Below are 14,042 nucleotides of genomic sequence, written 5' to 3'. Positions count from 1 at the left end.
GGGGCTAGTCGCTCTCTTCGGTGCGGGACTTCTCGTGTGTGTCACGTCCGGCGGTGGTGGCGAACGCGGCCAGGCCGGAGAAGGACGAATCCGGTGGCACGGCCGCGGCGTCGGCGGCGGCGCCGGCGGCGGTCGGTCCGATGGTGGAGGCGCCGGCGGGTGCTGCCGCCTCCGCCGGTTCGCCGCGCCGGCTCCTGCGCCTGGGCAGGCCGCCCGGAGTGGTCTCGGTGGCGGATTCGGGGCGGGGGCCTGCGGCCGGCCCGGCGGGGGCGGGCCGGCCGCTCAGCGCCGGTATCGCCACCGATCCGGTCGGGCTGTCGGCCAGGCGGCCCGCGGGCAGGGGGCTGAAGTACTTGTGCGGAACGACCACGACCACGGAGGTGCCCAGCCAGGGCGAGTCCGCGAAGGTCACCCTGATCCCGTACTTGCGGGTGAGCTTGCCCACGACGCGCAGGCCCAGGTTCGCGTCCTCCGAGAGGCCGCCGAGGCCGGGGCCCGCCGCCACGCCTTCCAGTGACTCCATGGCCTGGCGCTTCTTCTCCTCGGTCAGCCCCTTTCCGGCGTCCTGGATTTCGATGCCGACGCCGTTGGGCACCTCCTTGCCCGACACGATCACGGGCTCGGTGGGCGGTGAGTACCGGGTGGCGTTGTCCAGGAGGTGGGCGAAGATCAGCGTGAGGTGGTCCACGAGACCGCCGTCCACGCCCAATTCGGGGAGGTGGCGCAGTTGTACGCGGTCGAAGTCCTTGATACGTCCGACGCCGCCGCGGACCACGCTGAGCAGCCGCTGCGGCTCCTGCCACTGACGGCCGGGGCGGTCGGATCCGCCGAGGACGCCGATGCTCGCGGCCAGACAGTCCGCAGGGCCGATCTCCTGGTCCAGGTCCATGAGGCCCTGGGCCACGGCGGGCAGACGGCCGTGTTCGCCCTGCATTTCGTGCAGCCTGCCGCGCAGCTTGCTGGTGAGGACGTGGATGCGGTTGCCGATGCTGATGACGGCCTGTTCGGCGGAGGTACTGCGGTTGAACTCCTCCTCGACGGCGATCAGCGCGGTCCGCAGGATCTTGCGCAGTTCGCGCCTGAACTCCGGCGACACGTCCGGGTCCTGGGCGAGGGGAGAGAGTACGTCGTCGATCGATTCGCCGTCGCGCAGCCGCTTCAGCGCGTCGGGGAGGAATTCGTCCCCGAGCCGGGCGACGAGCGCCCGCTGGTATTCGAGCCGCTCCTGCCAGGCGCGGGCCTCTTCGGCGAGCCGCGCCTCCTGTGCGGCGCGCTCGGCGGCCCGCTGCCCTTCCAGGACGGTCATGTGCTGCTGCCACTCCTGGGAGTGCTGGGCCTGCCTGGCCAGGAAGTCCCCGGCGGACTGGCGCAGTCGTAGCTGGGACCGGAGCAGGAGCCGGACGCAGGCGGCTGTCGCCGCTGTGGCCGCGAGCCCCGCCAGGCCGGCGGGTATTCGCACGTGTTCGGGTCCGGCGGCCACGGCGACGACGGAGGCGACGCCTAATCCGAGTGGCAGCAGCCACCAGGTGTGCCAGGCGGCCGGGGCCCGGGCCGCCTGCGGCGTAGTGGCAAGTTCCATCTGCATCCTCAAACCCACGCGATCGAACAGGGAAGTGAAGGGCGCCCTCGTCGCGTGGCTGGTGCCTCGGTGTGGCGGCACTCGCCGGTCCACGGGGGTGATCCGCGTCGCGACAGGCGTGGCTGCACAGCAGGACACGACGGGGTCAGGGTCACGTCAACTGGCAGCGCTTCAACGGAGCTTAGCGGGTCGGGAAATGAAGTGATCAACTGCCTTCCGCATCGGTGGGCACCCCCGGAGGATCGCGGGGGCACGCCTGCGGCTGGGGCAATCGACTGGCGCAGCTTGAGCAAGTGCGGCATAGAATGACCGAATGATCTTCATTGTTGTTAAGTTTCCAGTGAAGCCCGAGTACGCCGACGAGTGGCCGCGGCACGTCGAAGCCTTCACCGAGGCCACCAGGGCAGAGCCCGGCAACCTGTGGTTCGAATGGTCGCGCAGTGTCGAGGACCCGAATACGTACGTCCTGGTCGAGGCGTTCCAGGACGACGCGGCCGCGGCGCATGTCAACTCCGGCCACTTCAAGGCCGCCTTGGACACGATGCGCCCGCTGGTGCGCCGTACGCCCGACATCGTCAGCACGAGCATCGAAGGCGCCGACGGGTGGAGCGCGATGGGCGAACTCAAGATCGACTGACCGGCTGACTGACCGACTGACCGACCGGCAAGGGAGTGCAACATGTCGAAAATCCTCTTCGTGGTGACCGGCGCCGACCACTGGACCCTGGCCGACGGCACGCGCCACCCCACCGGCTTCTGGGCCGAGGAGGTCGTCGCCCCCTACGAGGCGTTCACCGGCGCGGGCCACGAGGTCGTGGTCGCCACTCCGGGCGGCGTCGTGCCGACCGTGGACCGGGCCAGCCTCGCCCCGGAGGCCAACGGTGGCCCGGAGGGAGCCGACCGGGTCGTCAGAGGCCTCGCCTCCTTCACCGGGCTTCAGCAGCCGCTGAAGCTGGAGGAGGTGGATCCGGCCGACTACGACGCCGTCTTCTACCCCGGCGGCCACGGCCCGATGGAGGACCTGTCGGTCAGTGCCGAATCCGGCAGGGTACTGACCGACGCGCTGGCGTCGGGCAAGCCGCTGGGCGTCGTGTGCCACGCGCCCGCCGCGCTGCTGGCAGCCAAGCTGCCCGACGGAAGCTCGCCGTTCGCGGGCTACCGGCTGACCGGCTTCACCAACGCCGAGGAGACCCTGGCCGGTCTCGCGGACAAGGCGAAGTGGCTGCTCCAGGACCGCCTCGTGGAGCTCGGCGCCGACTTCCGCGAGGGCGAGCCCTGGGCGCCGTACACGGTCGTCGACCGCAATCTCTACACCGGTCAGAACCCGGCGTCGTCCGGCCCGCTGGCGCGGGAGATGCTCAAGGCGCTGCGCTGAGGCCGGTCACGCGAGCTGGCGCCGCACCAGTTCGTGCAGGCGGCCGCCCGTGTCGGCGAGTAGCTGGGCGGGCGGCCCCTGTTCGACGATCCTGCCCTCGGCCATGACGATGACACGGTCGGCGTCCATGACCGTGGACAGCCGGTGGGCGATCACCAGGCGGCCGGCGCTCAGCCTGCGGGTGCTCTCCATGACGATGCGCTGGGTCTCGTTGTCCAGCGCGCTGGTGGCCTCGTCGAGGAAGAGGACGCGCGGGCGGCGTACCAGCGCCTGAGCGATCATCAGACGCTGCCGCTGCCCGCCCGAGATCGCGCCGCCGCCGGAGATCATCGTGTGCAGCCCCATCGGCATACGCCTGATGTCCTCGGCCAGCCCGGCCATCTCGGCGGCCTCCCACACCTCCTCCTGCGAGAAGACCTCGGCGCCGCTGATGCAGTCCAGGATCGATCCGGTGAGCGGCTGCGCGTTCTGGAGTACGACGCCGCACTGACGGCGTACGGCGGCCTGGTCGAGCGCCGCGAGGTCCTGGCCGTCGTACAGCACACTGCCCGAGACCGGCTTGTCGAAGCCGATGAGCAGCCGCAGCAGGGTCGACTTGCCGCAGCCGCTGGGGCCGACGATCGCCACGAACTCGCCCGGCCGTACTTCGAGCGACACGTCGTCGAGGACCAGGGGCCCGTCGTCGGTGTAGCGGAACGAGAGCTTCCTGGCTTCGATGGCGCCGGACAGGGTGCCGGGCTGCGCGCTGGCGCCGCGTACCTCCGGAGCCTCGTCCAGGACCGGCTTGATCTGCTCGAACATGGGCAGCACCGCGGCGACCGAGATGAGCGCGCCGGTGAGCTGGGTGACCGACGTCAGCAGCATGGTCACGGCCGTGCTGAAGGTCAGGAACGCGCCGGCCGACATGCTGCCACGGGCCGGTCCCGCCAGCAGCATGAACATGATGAGTGAACAGAGCGGCAGGTAGACGGCGTCGAGAACCGTGGTGAGGTTCTTGATGCGGCCCGCGCGCTGCTGAAGTTCGCGGGTCCGGGCGAATTCGCGGGCCCAGGCGGCGTACGCGAAACTCTCGGCGGCCGCGACCCGCAGTTTGGGCAGTCCCCGCAGCGTCTGGAACGCCTGGTTGTTGAGCTTGTTGCCGAGCTCCACCAGGCGTCTTTGCCAGCGCACCTGCCACAGGCCCATCGCGAGGAACACACCGCCGATGACGACCAGCATGGCGATCGCCGCCAGCGCCAGCGGCACGCTGAACCAGAACAGCAGCGCGACGTTCATCGCGCCGACCGTGCTCGCCTGTACGGCCACCGGGCCGAGCCCGGACAGCACCCGGCGGATGGCACTGATGCCCATGGCGGCGCTCGCCAGCTCGCCGGTGGACCGGGCGGCGAAGAATTTCGTCGGCAGTCGCAGCAGCCGGTCCCAGACGGCGGGCTGGAGGGTGGCCTCGATGCGGCCTTCCATCCGGAGGATGGTGAGGTTCTGGAGCAGCATGAAAGACGCGGTGACGATGCTGGTGATCATGACGGCGAGGGAGACCTGGACGATGAGGCCGCTCTCGGCGTTCGGTACATACACGCCGAGCACCTGGCCGGTCGCGATGGGCACCAGTGCGCCGAGGCCGACCGTCACCAGTCCGCTGAGGAGCAGGTTGCGCAGGTCCACGCGGGTGTCGCGGAGGCTGAAGCGCAGCAGGCTCCACGGTGTCATGGGGCGTTCGGGCAGGGGGCGGTAGAACATGACCGCGCGGGGCTCGAAGTCGTCCGCGTTGTCCTTGCCGATCCGTATCCGCATGCCCGAGGCCGGGTTCACCGCCTCGTACCGTCCGCGGCGCCACAGCAGCGCGACCGGGGCTCCGGACTTGGCCCGGTGCCCGACCAGGGGTCCGGAGTCGGTCCGCCACCAGCGCCCGTCGAGCCGGACCGCGCGGGTACGGACGCGGGAGACCAGGGCGATGCGTTCGACGGGGGTGACGCGGTCGTTGACCGCGCCGCCCTTCGGCGGCTCGGTGAGCGTGATCCCGGCCGCCTCGCCGACCCGGCGGCAGACGGCGAAGGTGGCGTCGTCGGTGGCGCGGTCGGTGCCCGCCGTCGCCCGCCCGGACCGGTCGGGGCGGCCGATGGAAGCGACCAGGGCCTGGTCCGCCCGCGCGCGGACGGCCGCGCCCGCTTTGATGCCGGCCGCCGTACGGTCCTCGTGGGCGCGTTCGAGCTCTTCGATCCAGTGGTCGACGGCGGACAGCAGCCGGTACTGCTGGTTCACCAACTGCTGCCACATCGCCGTTTCGATCAGCAGGTCGCCGGCGGCGTCCTGGCTGTAGGAGGCGCCGTACTGCACGCTGCCGGGAGAGACCGGCATCCACAGGACGTCGTCGTCGGCCACCGCCCCCTCGATGTCGGGACAGCCGTCCAGCGGGGCCTGGAACAGCACGCCCAGGCCGCGTCCGACGCCGAGGGCGAAGGCGTGGTCCAGCGGGCTCTCGTACGCCGCGCAGGCATCGGCGTACTCCGGCGGGTGGTACAGCTCCCGCAGCGGGATCCGCCGCAGCAGGCAGTCCTGCGACGGCTTGCCGACCAGGGTGTGCTGCGGGCCGCCGACCGGGCCGAGCAGCAGCGCTCCCGCTTCGAGGCGGCCGAGGAAGTGCCAGTGCCCCTGCTCGGCGGCGTCGACCGCGAACAGGTCGAGGGCGCCGCCCACGACGAGCCACAGCACCTGCGGCCCCTCCAGCGGCAGACTGCGCAGACCGGCGCAGTCGACGGGTGCGCCGAGTCCGCCCAGCGCGTAGGTCACCGCGTCGACTTCGGCGAAACGGTCCTCGACCGCGTTCGGGTGTACGGACGACATGTCAGTGCTCCTTGACCAGCTCGGCGTACGCTCCGCCGGCGGCGACCAGGTCTTCGTGGCGGCCGCGTTCGACGACCGAGCCGTGGTCGAGTACGACGATCTCGTCGCTGTCGCGCACCGTGCTCAGCCGGTGGGCGATGACGACGCAGGCGCAGCCGCGCCGCCGCAGGTTGTCGATGATGACGCGCTCGGTCTCGGCGTCCAGCGCGCTCGTCACCTCGTCGAGTACGAGGATGCTCGGCCGCCTGACCAGCGCCCGGGCGATCTCCAGGCGCTGCCGCTGGCCGCCGGAGAAGTTGCGGCCGTCCTGCTCGACGCGGCTGTGGATGCCGTCGGGGCGCCGCGCGATCACGTCGTACAGCGCGGCGTCCTGGAGGGCGGCGACGACGGCCTCGTCCGGTATCGAGGGGTCCCACAGCGCCACGTTGTCCCGGACCGTGCCCTCGAAGAGGAAGACGTCCTGGTCGACGAAGGAGACGGAGGCGGCCAGTGCGCTGCGGGAGATGTCCTCCAGGCGCTGTCCGTCGATACGGATCGTGCCCTCCCAGGGGGTGTAGAGCCCCGAGATCAGCCGGGAGACGGTCGACTTGCCGCTGCCGGAGCCGCCGACGAGGGCGACCTGCTGCCCGGGTCCGACCGCCAGCGAGAAGCCGTTGAGCAGCGGCTTGTCGAGGGGGCTGTAGCCGAAGGTGATGTCGTCGAGCGTCACGTGCCCCTTGAGCCTGCGGGTGCTCTCGTCCGGCTCGCGGCGCGAGTACAGCACATCGACGGGGAAGCTCTCGACGTCCTTCAGCCTGGCCACATCGGCGGCGAAGTCCTGGATGCGGCCCGCCACTCCGTTGAGCCGGCTGATGGGCGCGGTGAAGCGCGCCACCAGCGCCTGGAAGGCGACGAGCAGGCCGATGGAGATGTGGCCCTCGACGGCCCGCAGACCGCCGATCCACAGGATGAGCGCGCTGTTGAGCGTCGCGAGGGTCGGTGCGACGACGGCGAGGAACGCGCTCGGTACGCCGAGCCGCTGCTGCACGTCCAGGGTGGTCGCGTGCTGCCCCGCCCAGCGGCGGAAGAACCCGTTCTCGCCTCCGGTGGCCTTCATCGTCTCGATCAGCTGAAGACCGGTGTACGAGGTGTTGGTCAGCCGGGCGCTGTCCGCGCGCAGCTTCTGCGTGTGCGTGGCCCGCAGCCGGATCACGATGCGCATGGCGACCACATTGAGCAGCGCGACGGTCACTCCGACGAACGTCAACTGGGGGTCGTACGTCCACATCAGGAAGGCGTAGAGGATCACGACCACCCCGTCCACCCCCGCGGCCGCGAGGTCGCGCGCCAGCGTCTCGGCGACGGCGTCGTTGGACTGCAGCCGCTGCACGAGATCGGCCGGGCTGCGCTGCGCGAAGAAGGTGACGGGCAGCCTCAGCAGGTGCCGCAGGAACCGGGCGCTGCTCAGCGTGGAGGAGATGATGCGGCCGCGCAGCAAGTTCGCCTGTTGCAGCCCGGTCAGCACGGCGGTGAGTGCCACCATGGTGGCCATCGACGCGAAGAGCGGCCCCAGCATCGACGTCTGGTTGCCGATCAGGAACATGTCGATGTACGTACGGCTCAGCGCGGGCACAGCGGCGCCGACGGCGACGAGCAGCAGGCTGGCGAGGAGCGCGGCCAGCAGGGTGCCCGTGGTGCCGCGCATGCGTGCGGGGACGGCGCTCATGACGCCTGGTCTGCGGCCGCCGCGGCGGAAGGACTCGGAGGGTTCGAAGACGAGGACGACGCCGGTGAAGCTGGTGTCGAAGTCCTCCGCCGGTACGAAACGGCGGCCCTTGTCGGGGTCGTTGATGTGGACGCCCCGGCGGCCGAACCTGCGCCCCGTGCCGTCGTAGACGACGTAGTGGTTGAACTCCCAGAAGAGGATGGCGGGTGCCTGGACCTCGGCGAGAGCCGTCGCCTCCATCTGCATGCCCTTGGCCTGCAGCCCGTAACTGCGGGCCGCCTTCAGCAGGTTGCTGGCCCGCGAGCCGTCGCGCGACACCCCGCACGCGATGCGGAGCTCTTCGAGCGGCACGTGGCGGCCGTAGTGGGCGAGGACCATGGCCAGCGCGGCGGCGCCGCACTCCACGGCCTCCATCTGGAGAACGGTGGGCGTGCGGACGGCCTTGCGTTTCTTGACCTGGACGGGCCGCGCCCGGCGGCGCCCGCCCGACGCGGGCTCCGGGCGGTGTCTGCGGCGTCCCGGCTGCTGCTGCGGCGGCGCAGCGGAATCGTTCGGTGCGGTCACGGAAGCAGCCAATCGATCGGATGCTGCTCGGCGAGGTGGATGGCGCCGGTGGCGAGGGTCATGGATTCGACGGCGTACGGCGGACCTTGGGAAGTCGACCAGGAGTAGCCCGACTTCGAGGCCTTCGACCGGTCGAGCTGTACGAGTACGGACACGGGCTGGCCCTGCTTCGAGAACTCCTCGCCGAGCTGGCTGCTGCCCAGGAAGCCGGTGATCCGCTGGCGGGTCTGGGCGGTCCTGCCGACGGATGCGACCCGGCCGCGCAGTACGCCGTACTGCTGCGTCGCGACCGACTGGACGGTGAGGTCGACGGCGGCGCCGACGGGCACGGTGGCCCCGCGCTCGGCCGGTACGTACAGCATCGCCATGAGGGGGTCGCCGGCCTTCGCCACCCGTTCCACCGCCGCCACGTCCGCTCCGGTGGTCACCACGGAACCGATGGCGGTGACGAGCGTCGTCAGCCGGCCGGCGGCGATGGTGCGCACGACGGTGTCCCCCTGCGCGGTACGGACCTTCAGCAGGGGCGCGTTGGCGGCGACGCGCTCGCCTTCCTCGGCGAGTACGGCGGTGACCTGGCCGGCCACGGGGCTCTGGAGGACGTAACTGCCCTGGGCGTGGGTGAGGATTCCGGGGGCGCCGAGTGTGGACGACACGGTGCCGGTCACGGCCCAGACGGCCGAGGCAATCATGACGATGACCGTGACGGTCAGAACAAGCCGGCCCTGGGGGCGGGCGAATCGCACCGGCAGATCAATTTCTTCGGGCGATTGCAGCTTGGAAAGCGCCTGTTGGCGAAACTGCACGACACTCTTCCTCAACCGCGAATGGGCCGACTGCGATGGTCTGTCAGGAAATTCGGAACGGCCGTACGCCCCCGGCCCTGGGCGGATCCGGGGGCGTACGGCCCGGCCTGTCGGCAAGGAGGGGGCGCCGACGGGCCGTAAGTCACCGCTGGTGACCGCGCCGCTCGGCGGCGCAGGGCGACATCAGACGCCGGCAACCGTGGCGGTGGCGATGCCCGTGACCGCGCCCGTGTTGAGGCCGGTGACGCCCTCGACGGTGCCGACGGCGGAGCCGACGGTGCCCGAGACGGGGACGACGGAGTTGAGGACGCCGGTGGCGTTGCCGACCACGCCGCCCAGGAGGCCGCCGGACACGTTGTCCAGGTCGTTGTCGGAGATTTCCTGGGTGGCAACCCGGGAGAAGTTCATGATGCGAGTTTCCCTTCGCGGTGAATATTCGAATTACCGGGACCGGCCCTGACGGACAGGCCCTCAGTGCGAAGGATCAAAGCACGTGAGCGCGTTGGGCAGCCAGTCGTGTCATTGCGGGTCCGGGCACATCTCCGCGTGGAATTACCGCGACGTGCACGGCCGTCCATGGCTTGGTGACAGGTTCTTCACGAGATCGCCCGAGATGAATGCGGGACGGCCTTCGCCCGGCGCGAGACCGATGGGGACATTCCCACGCAGACCCACATAACCGCAGGTCAGCGCGGTGCGGCAATTTGGAGACCGTGTGCCGCCTGCGCATTCGATGTGCAGATTCGCTGATGTGACCCGCTCATCACGGAAAGCCACTTCGCAAAGAGGGGAGAAACTGAGCGACTTCCTGCCGGAACGGGCTGCCTAGGTCATCAGCGACATGGGTAGGAAACCGGTCACGAGCGAACGTCCGCCGCGAACTGCGGCAAGAGGGGGCACCCATGGAGCTGAGCGAGGTCACGTACGACGATCCCGACGACGAATGCGGCGAGGCCGCCATGCGTACGCATGCCCGGCGGGCCTGTGAACTGACCGGCATGGACCCGGAGTACGGCGTGCCCGCGCTCGTCACGATCGCGCTGCGTGAATCCGCGTCCAACCACCCGCGCTGGCGGGTGAACACCAAGGACTCCAACGCGCACGGCCCGGTCGTGGCCGACGGGCATCCGCAGAACTGCTCGCGCGGGGCCACGCAGCGCATCCCGCCGACGTTCGCCGCGTACCACCAGGAGGACACCGCGACCACTCCGTACGACGTGGTGGCCTGCATGTGCGCCACGATCAACTACGTGCGCGCGAAGTACGGCGTCAACCAGTCCGGGTCGAACTTCGCCGAACGGGTCCAGCAGGCCGATCCGGACCGGCCGCCCAAGGGGTACTGAACCGCCGCACCCGCTCCCTCACTCCTTCTGGGCCAGCACCAGCCGCCAGTTGGGGCTCCCGTCGCTACGGCGGCCGAATTCCTCCAGGGGCCGCAGCCGCACCGTGAACCCGGCCCCGGCCAAGTCGTCCCGTACACCCCGCAGCGGGAACGTCCGGTAGTACATGACGAACCGCGGCCGCCACAGCGCGTTGCGTACGCGCATGACGGAGTCGAAGCCGAGCAGCGCCCAGTACAACGGCGAACGGATGGGCTGCGGCGCGCCGATGGGGAAGGCGAACAGTCCGCCGGGCCGCAGCGCCCGGTGGACTCCGGCGAACAGCGCGGGCCGCTCGGCGGGCAGGAAATGCCCGAACGCCCCGAAGCTCACCGCCAGATCGAATTCCTCGGTGAACGGCAGGGCGCGGGCGTCGGCCCGCGTCCACTCCACTGCGGGCGTCCGCCCGTCGTCGAAGGCTTCGCGGGCCGCGGCCAGCATCCCGGCGCTGAAGTCGACCCCGGTGACGCGCTCCCGGCACAGCGGGCGCAGTACGCGTGCGCCCGCCCCGGTGCCGCAGCAGACGTCGAGCCCCGCGCCGAAAGGCCCGAGAGGCTCCAGGGCGCCGGCGACCGCGTCCAGGAACCGGTCCGGCGTGCGGAAGGGGGTGTGGTCGAACTTCGGGGCCAGCAGGTCGTAGCCGCGCTCGATGGAGGAGAGAGCCTGCACGGTCAGCTCGCGGAAGGTGGGTCCCTGGGAGGTGAACACGGAGCCCAGCGTAGCCAGAGATCCATTCGCGCCCGCCCCACCCGTTGACCAAAATGGGCGATTGAGCGTTAATGATGACGTAAAGGGCAGATAAGGGCTTTCTACGTGGAGGCAGCCTGTCATGACCACTCACCCCAGCAGCATCGAGCAACACCCCGACGTCGCCGAGATGCGGTCCCGGTTCGAGCGGGCGACCACCACTCCCCGCGCCCAGGCGATCGAGACACTGGCCCTCCTCACGGGTGTGTACCTCGCGGCGTCGCCGTGGATAGCCGGGTTCAACGGCCTGACCACCCTGGCCGTGTGCAACCTGATCACCGGTATTGCCTACGCCCTGTGCATGGGCGGGTTCAGCTCGGCGTACGAGCGGACCCACGCCATGGCCTGGACCGCCGCCGCCATCGGTGCATGGACGATCGTCGCCCCGTGGGTCGTGGCGGGCAACGTCGACACCACGCGCAGCGTCGTCAGCAATGTGATCGTCGGTGCCGTGGCCCTGCTGCTCGGCCTGGCCATGGCGGCCATGCACGGCAGCGAATCCGGCCGTAGCCGCGCCCGTGGCCGCGGGCGCCGGAACACCGACGTCGGCACGATGGGCTGACACCCCCCGCAGCCCCCCAACCACCTGGGCCCCGGCCGGCAGCACGGCCGGGGCCCGGGCTACGTCGGGTCGAGGTCGGCACGAAGGCTCTCCGGCGGCCGGGCGGAAACCGGGACCAATGGATAGAATTCGAACATGGGACAGCGGCCAGTCGCGCCGACCGCGCCCGAGCTGGTCCTCGAAACCGAGGCAGGCTCGACGCTGATCAGTCCGAGCAGGGACTACCACGTCGGGCGCGACCCTCTGAGTGACATCGTCATCGATGACGCCCGCGTGTCATGGCATCACGCGGTGCTGCGCCCGGAGGCGGACCACTGGACGCTGGAGGACGAGCACAGCACCAATGGCACGTACGCCGAAGGCAGGCGGATCCACGAGTGGGACGTCGGCCCCGGCAGCGTCATCCGCTTCGGCAGCCCGGCCGACGGGCCACGCGCGGTTCTCCTGGGACATGACACCCCGCCCTCCGCGCCGGAACGCCCGTCCGCCGTCTCCATGCCGTCCGCGACCGGCACCTTCCGGCAGCCGACCACCGTACGGCCGCTGCCGGCCCGTACCGTACGCATCGGCCGGGCCGCCGACAACGACCTCGTCGTCGACGATCTGGTCGTCTCGCGCAGGCACGCCGAGCTGCGGGCGCGTCCCGACGGTACGTACGAGATCGCCGACCTCGGCAGTCACAACGGCACCTTCCTCAACGGCCTGCCCGTCACCGTCGCCGAGGTCTCCCCCGGTGACATCGTCGGCATCGGACACTCCGCGTTCTGCCTGGTCGGCGACACGCTGCAGGAGTTCGTCGACACCGGCGAGGTCTCGCTGGACGTGCAAGACCTGGCGGTCACGGTCGACAAGGGCCGCAAGACACTCCTCGACGACGTGTCGTTCCCCGTCGGTGAGAAGTGCCTGCTCGCGGTGGTGGGGCCGAGCGGATCCGGCAAGTCCACCCTCCTCAACGCGCTGACCGGGCTGCGCCCCGCCGACCGGGGCACGGTCCTGTACGACGGCCGTGACCTGTACCGGGACTACGCCGAGCTGCGCCAGCGCATCGGCCTCGTACCGCAGGACGACATCCTGCACTCCCAGTTGACCGTGCGACGGGCCCTCGGCTACGCCGCCGAGCTCCGCTTCCCCGAGGACACCGCGAAGAGCGAACGGCGGGCGCGGGTCGCGGAAGTCATCCGTGAGCTGGGTCTTGAGCAGCGGGCCTCCCAGCCGATCCACAGCCTCTCCGGCGGCCAGCGCAAGCGGGTCAGCGTGGCGCTGGAGCTGCTCACGAAGCCGTCGCTCCTCTTCCTCGACGAGCCGACCTCCGGGCTCGACCCCGGCATGGACCGCTCGGTCATGCACATGCTGCGCGGCCTCGCCGACGACGGCCGCACGGTCGTCGTCGTCACGCACAGCGTGCTCAGCCTCGACGTGTGCGACCGGCTGCTGATGCTCGCCCCGGGCGGCAAGATCGCCTACTACGGGCCGCCGGAGGACGCGCTCGCCTTCTTCGGGTTCGAGCAGTGGCCGGAGGCGTTCGAGGCCTTCGAGAACGACCGCGACCGCGACTGGGCGGGGCAGTACCGCCAGTCCCCGTTCCGCCAGCAGTACATCGCGAACGCCAGCACGCAGCCGCACCTGCCGCGGGCCCCCGCCCCGGCCGTCGTCGCGCCGCCGCCGCGGCCCCGCAGCCGGGGCGCGCAGTTGCGGACGCTGATACGGCGGTACGCCGCCGCGCTGAGCGCCGACCGGACCTTCCTGGCGATCATGATCGCCCTGCCGTTCGTCATGGGAGCGATGGCACGGGCCCTGGCCGGCTCGAAGCTGACGCAGGACACCGCGATGAACGCGCTGCTCATCCTCTGCGTGGGCGGGGTGCTGACCGGCGCCGCCAACGCGGTGCGCGAGCTGGTCAAGGAACGGGTGATCTACCAGCGGGAACGTGCCGTCGGCCTGTCCAGATCGGCGTACCTGATGTCCAAGGTGGTCGTGCTGGGCACCATCACGGTCCTTCAGGCCGTCGTCCTGACGCTGGTCGCCCTGGTCGGCGTCGATCTCAGCGCGCCGGGCGGCGAAGGGGTACTCATGCCGCCACTGGCGGAGATCACCGTGGCCGTCGCCATGCTGTCGTTCACGGCGATGATGCTGGGTCTGCTGGTGTCGGCGCTGGTGCGCAAGGAGGAGGTCACCATGCCGCTGCTGGTCCTCCTCGCCATCGTCCAGGTCGTGTTCTGCGGCGCGCTGCTGAAGCTGGACGGGGTCGCCGGGGTCGAGCAGCTGGCGTGGCTGGTCCCGTCGCGGTGGGCGCTGGGCGCGATGGCCGGGACCATCGGTCTTGGCAGCATCGTTCCCGGCGAGCTGACGGCGGATCCGCTGTTCGGGCACTCGGCGGGGGTGTGGCTGCTCAACATGGGGATGATGGTGGTGCTCTGCGCCGTCTTCGGGTACTTCGTCGCGAAGCTGCTCCGGCGGCACGAACCCGCCGTCATGCGGAAGTAGGAA

At 70.5% G+C, this 14,042-nt stretch carries 11 protein-coding genes; 5 read left to right on the top strand and 6 right to left on the bottom strand.

Features of this window, described 5'->3' with window-relative positions; genetic code table 11:
* Nucleotides 1–4 precede the first annotated feature (4 nt).
* Complete coding sequence (locus G412_RS0110790; RefSeq protein ID WP_037648319.1) at nucleotides 5–1,579, bottom strand: sensor histidine kinase; 1,575 nt, start codon at nucleotides 1,577–1,579, stop codon at nucleotides 5–7.
* Between the two features lie 313 nt (nucleotides 1,580–1,892).
* Here G412_RS0110790 and G412_RS0110785 point away from each other — a divergent pair, with 313 nt between their 5' ends.
* Together G412_RS0110785 and G412_RS0110780 are read left to right on the top strand one after the other, a co-directional pair.
* The gene (locus tag G412_RS0110785; RefSeq protein WP_028812110.1) at nucleotides 1,893–2,216 is read left to right on the top strand and encodes a putative quinol monooxygenase; all 324 of its coding nucleotides are present in this window, start codon (nucleotides 1,893–1,895) and stop codon (nucleotides 2,214–2,216) included.
* Nucleotides 2,217–2,258: 42 nt separating this feature from the next.
* On the top strand, nucleotides 2,259–2,954 hold the full coding sequence (locus G412_RS0110780) for a type 1 glutamine amidotransferase domain-containing protein (RefSeq protein ID WP_028812109.1): 696 nt from the start codon (nucleotides 2,259–2,261) through the stop codon (nucleotides 2,952–2,954).
* Nucleotides 2,955–2,960: 6 nt separating this feature from the next.
* Here G412_RS0110780 and G412_RS0110775 read toward each other — a convergent pair whose 3' ends face one another.
* The 4 genes from G412_RS0110775 to G412_RS0110760 form a co-directional block, all read right to left on the bottom strand.
* On the bottom strand, nucleotides 2,961–5,795 hold the full coding sequence (locus tag G412_RS0110775) for an NHLP bacteriocin export ABC transporter permease/ATPase subunit (RefSeq protein WP_028812108.1): 2,835 nt from the start codon (nucleotides 5,793–5,795) through the stop codon (nucleotides 2,961–2,963).
* Between the two features lies 1 nt (nucleotide 5,796).
* Nucleotides 5,797–8,064: an NHLP family bacteriocin export ABC transporter peptidase/permease/ATPase subunit gene (locus G412_RS0110770; RefSeq protein ID WP_028812107.1), complete on the bottom strand. Its 2,268-nt coding sequence runs from the start codon at nucleotides 8,062–8,064 to the stop codon at nucleotides 5,797–5,799.
* On the bottom strand, nucleotides 8,061–8,867 hold the full coding sequence (locus G412_RS0110765) for an HlyD family efflux transporter periplasmic adaptor subunit (RefSeq protein WP_028812106.1): 807 nt from the start codon (nucleotides 8,865–8,867) through the stop codon (nucleotides 8,061–8,063). Before G412_RS0110765 ends, G412_RS0110770 begins: the two co-directional genes overlap by 4 nt.
* Nucleotides 8,868–9,050: 183 nt before the next feature.
* The gene (locus G412_RS0110760; protein ID WP_028812105.1) at nucleotides 9,051–9,275 is read right to left on the bottom strand and encodes a hypothetical protein; all 225 of its coding nucleotides are present in this window, start codon (nucleotides 9,273–9,275) and stop codon (nucleotides 9,051–9,053) included.
* Nucleotides 9,276–9,769: 494 nt separating this feature from the next.
* Between G412_RS0110760 and G412_RS33935 the strand changes: the two genes are divergently transcribed.
* The gene (locus G412_RS33935) at nucleotides 9,770–10,210 is read left to right on the top strand and encodes a lysozyme family protein (protein WP_051338258.1); all 441 of its coding nucleotides are present in this window, start codon (nucleotides 9,770–9,772) and stop codon (nucleotides 10,208–10,210) included.
* 18 nt (nucleotides 10,211–10,228) lie between these two features.
* On the opposite strand, the gene G412_RS0110750 is transcribed toward G412_RS33935, so the two are convergent.
* Nucleotides 10,229–10,954 (bottom strand): class I SAM-dependent methyltransferase, encoded by a 726-nt coding sequence (locus G412_RS0110750; RefSeq protein ID WP_028812104.1) that lies wholly within the window; start codon nucleotides 10,952–10,954, stop codon nucleotides 10,229–10,231.
* A gap of 121 nt (nucleotides 10,955–11,075) precedes the next feature.
* Between G412_RS0110750 and G412_RS0110745 the strand changes: the two genes are divergently transcribed.
* Nucleotides 11,076–11,555 (top strand): SPW repeat protein, encoded by a 480-nt coding sequence (locus tag G412_RS0110745; protein WP_028812103.1) that lies wholly within the window; start codon nucleotides 11,076–11,078, stop codon nucleotides 11,553–11,555.
* Between the two features lie 135 nt (nucleotides 11,556–11,690).
* A complete protein-coding gene (locus tag G412_RS0110740; RefSeq protein WP_028812102.1) occupies nucleotides 11,691–14,039 on the top strand; it encodes an FHA domain-containing protein in 2,349 nt (782 codons plus the stop codon).
* Nucleotides 14,040–14,042 lie beyond the last annotated feature (3 nt).

It is taken from the genome of Streptomyces flavidovirens DSM 40150, assembly GCF_000429085.1.
GTDB lineage: Bacteria > Actinomycetota > Actinomycetes > Streptomycetales > Streptomycetaceae > Streptomyces > Streptomyces flavidovirens.
This window is presented reverse-complemented; position numbering and strand designations above follow the sequence as displayed.

Excerpts from the sequence above, each read along its gene's own strand:
- G412_RS33935 (WP_051338258.1), top strand. The coding sequence starts at position 9,770 with ATGGAGCTGAGCGAGGTCACGTACGACGATCCCGACGACGAATGCGGC.
- G412_RS0110745 (WP_028812103.1), top strand. The coding sequence starts at position 11,076 with ATGACCACTCACCCCAGCAGCATCGAGCAACACCCCGACGTCGCCGAG.
- G412_RS0110780 (WP_028812109.1), top strand. The coding sequence starts at position 2,259 with ATGTCGAAAATCCTCTTCGTGGTGACCGGCGCCGACCACTGGACCCTG.
- G412_RS0110790 (WP_037648319.1), bottom strand. The coding sequence starts at position 1,579 with ATGGAACTTGCCACTACGCCGCAGGCGGCCCGGGCCCCGGCCGCCTGG.
- G412_RS0110740 (WP_028812102.1), top strand. The coding sequence starts at position 11,691 with ATGGGACAGCGGCCAGTCGCGCCGACCGCGCCCGAGCTGGTCCTCGAA.
- G412_RS0110775 (WP_028812108.1), bottom strand. The coding sequence starts at position 5,795 with ATGTCGTCCGTACACCCGAACGCGGTCGAGGACCGTTTCGCCGAAGTC.
- G412_RS0110785 (WP_028812110.1), top strand. The coding sequence starts at position 1,893 with ATGATCTTCATTGTTGTTAAGTTTCCAGTGAAGCCCGAGTACGCCGAC.
- G412_RS0110760 (WP_028812105.1), bottom strand. The coding sequence starts at position 9,275 with ATGAACTTCTCCCGGGTTGCCACCCAGGAAATCTCCGACAACGACCTG.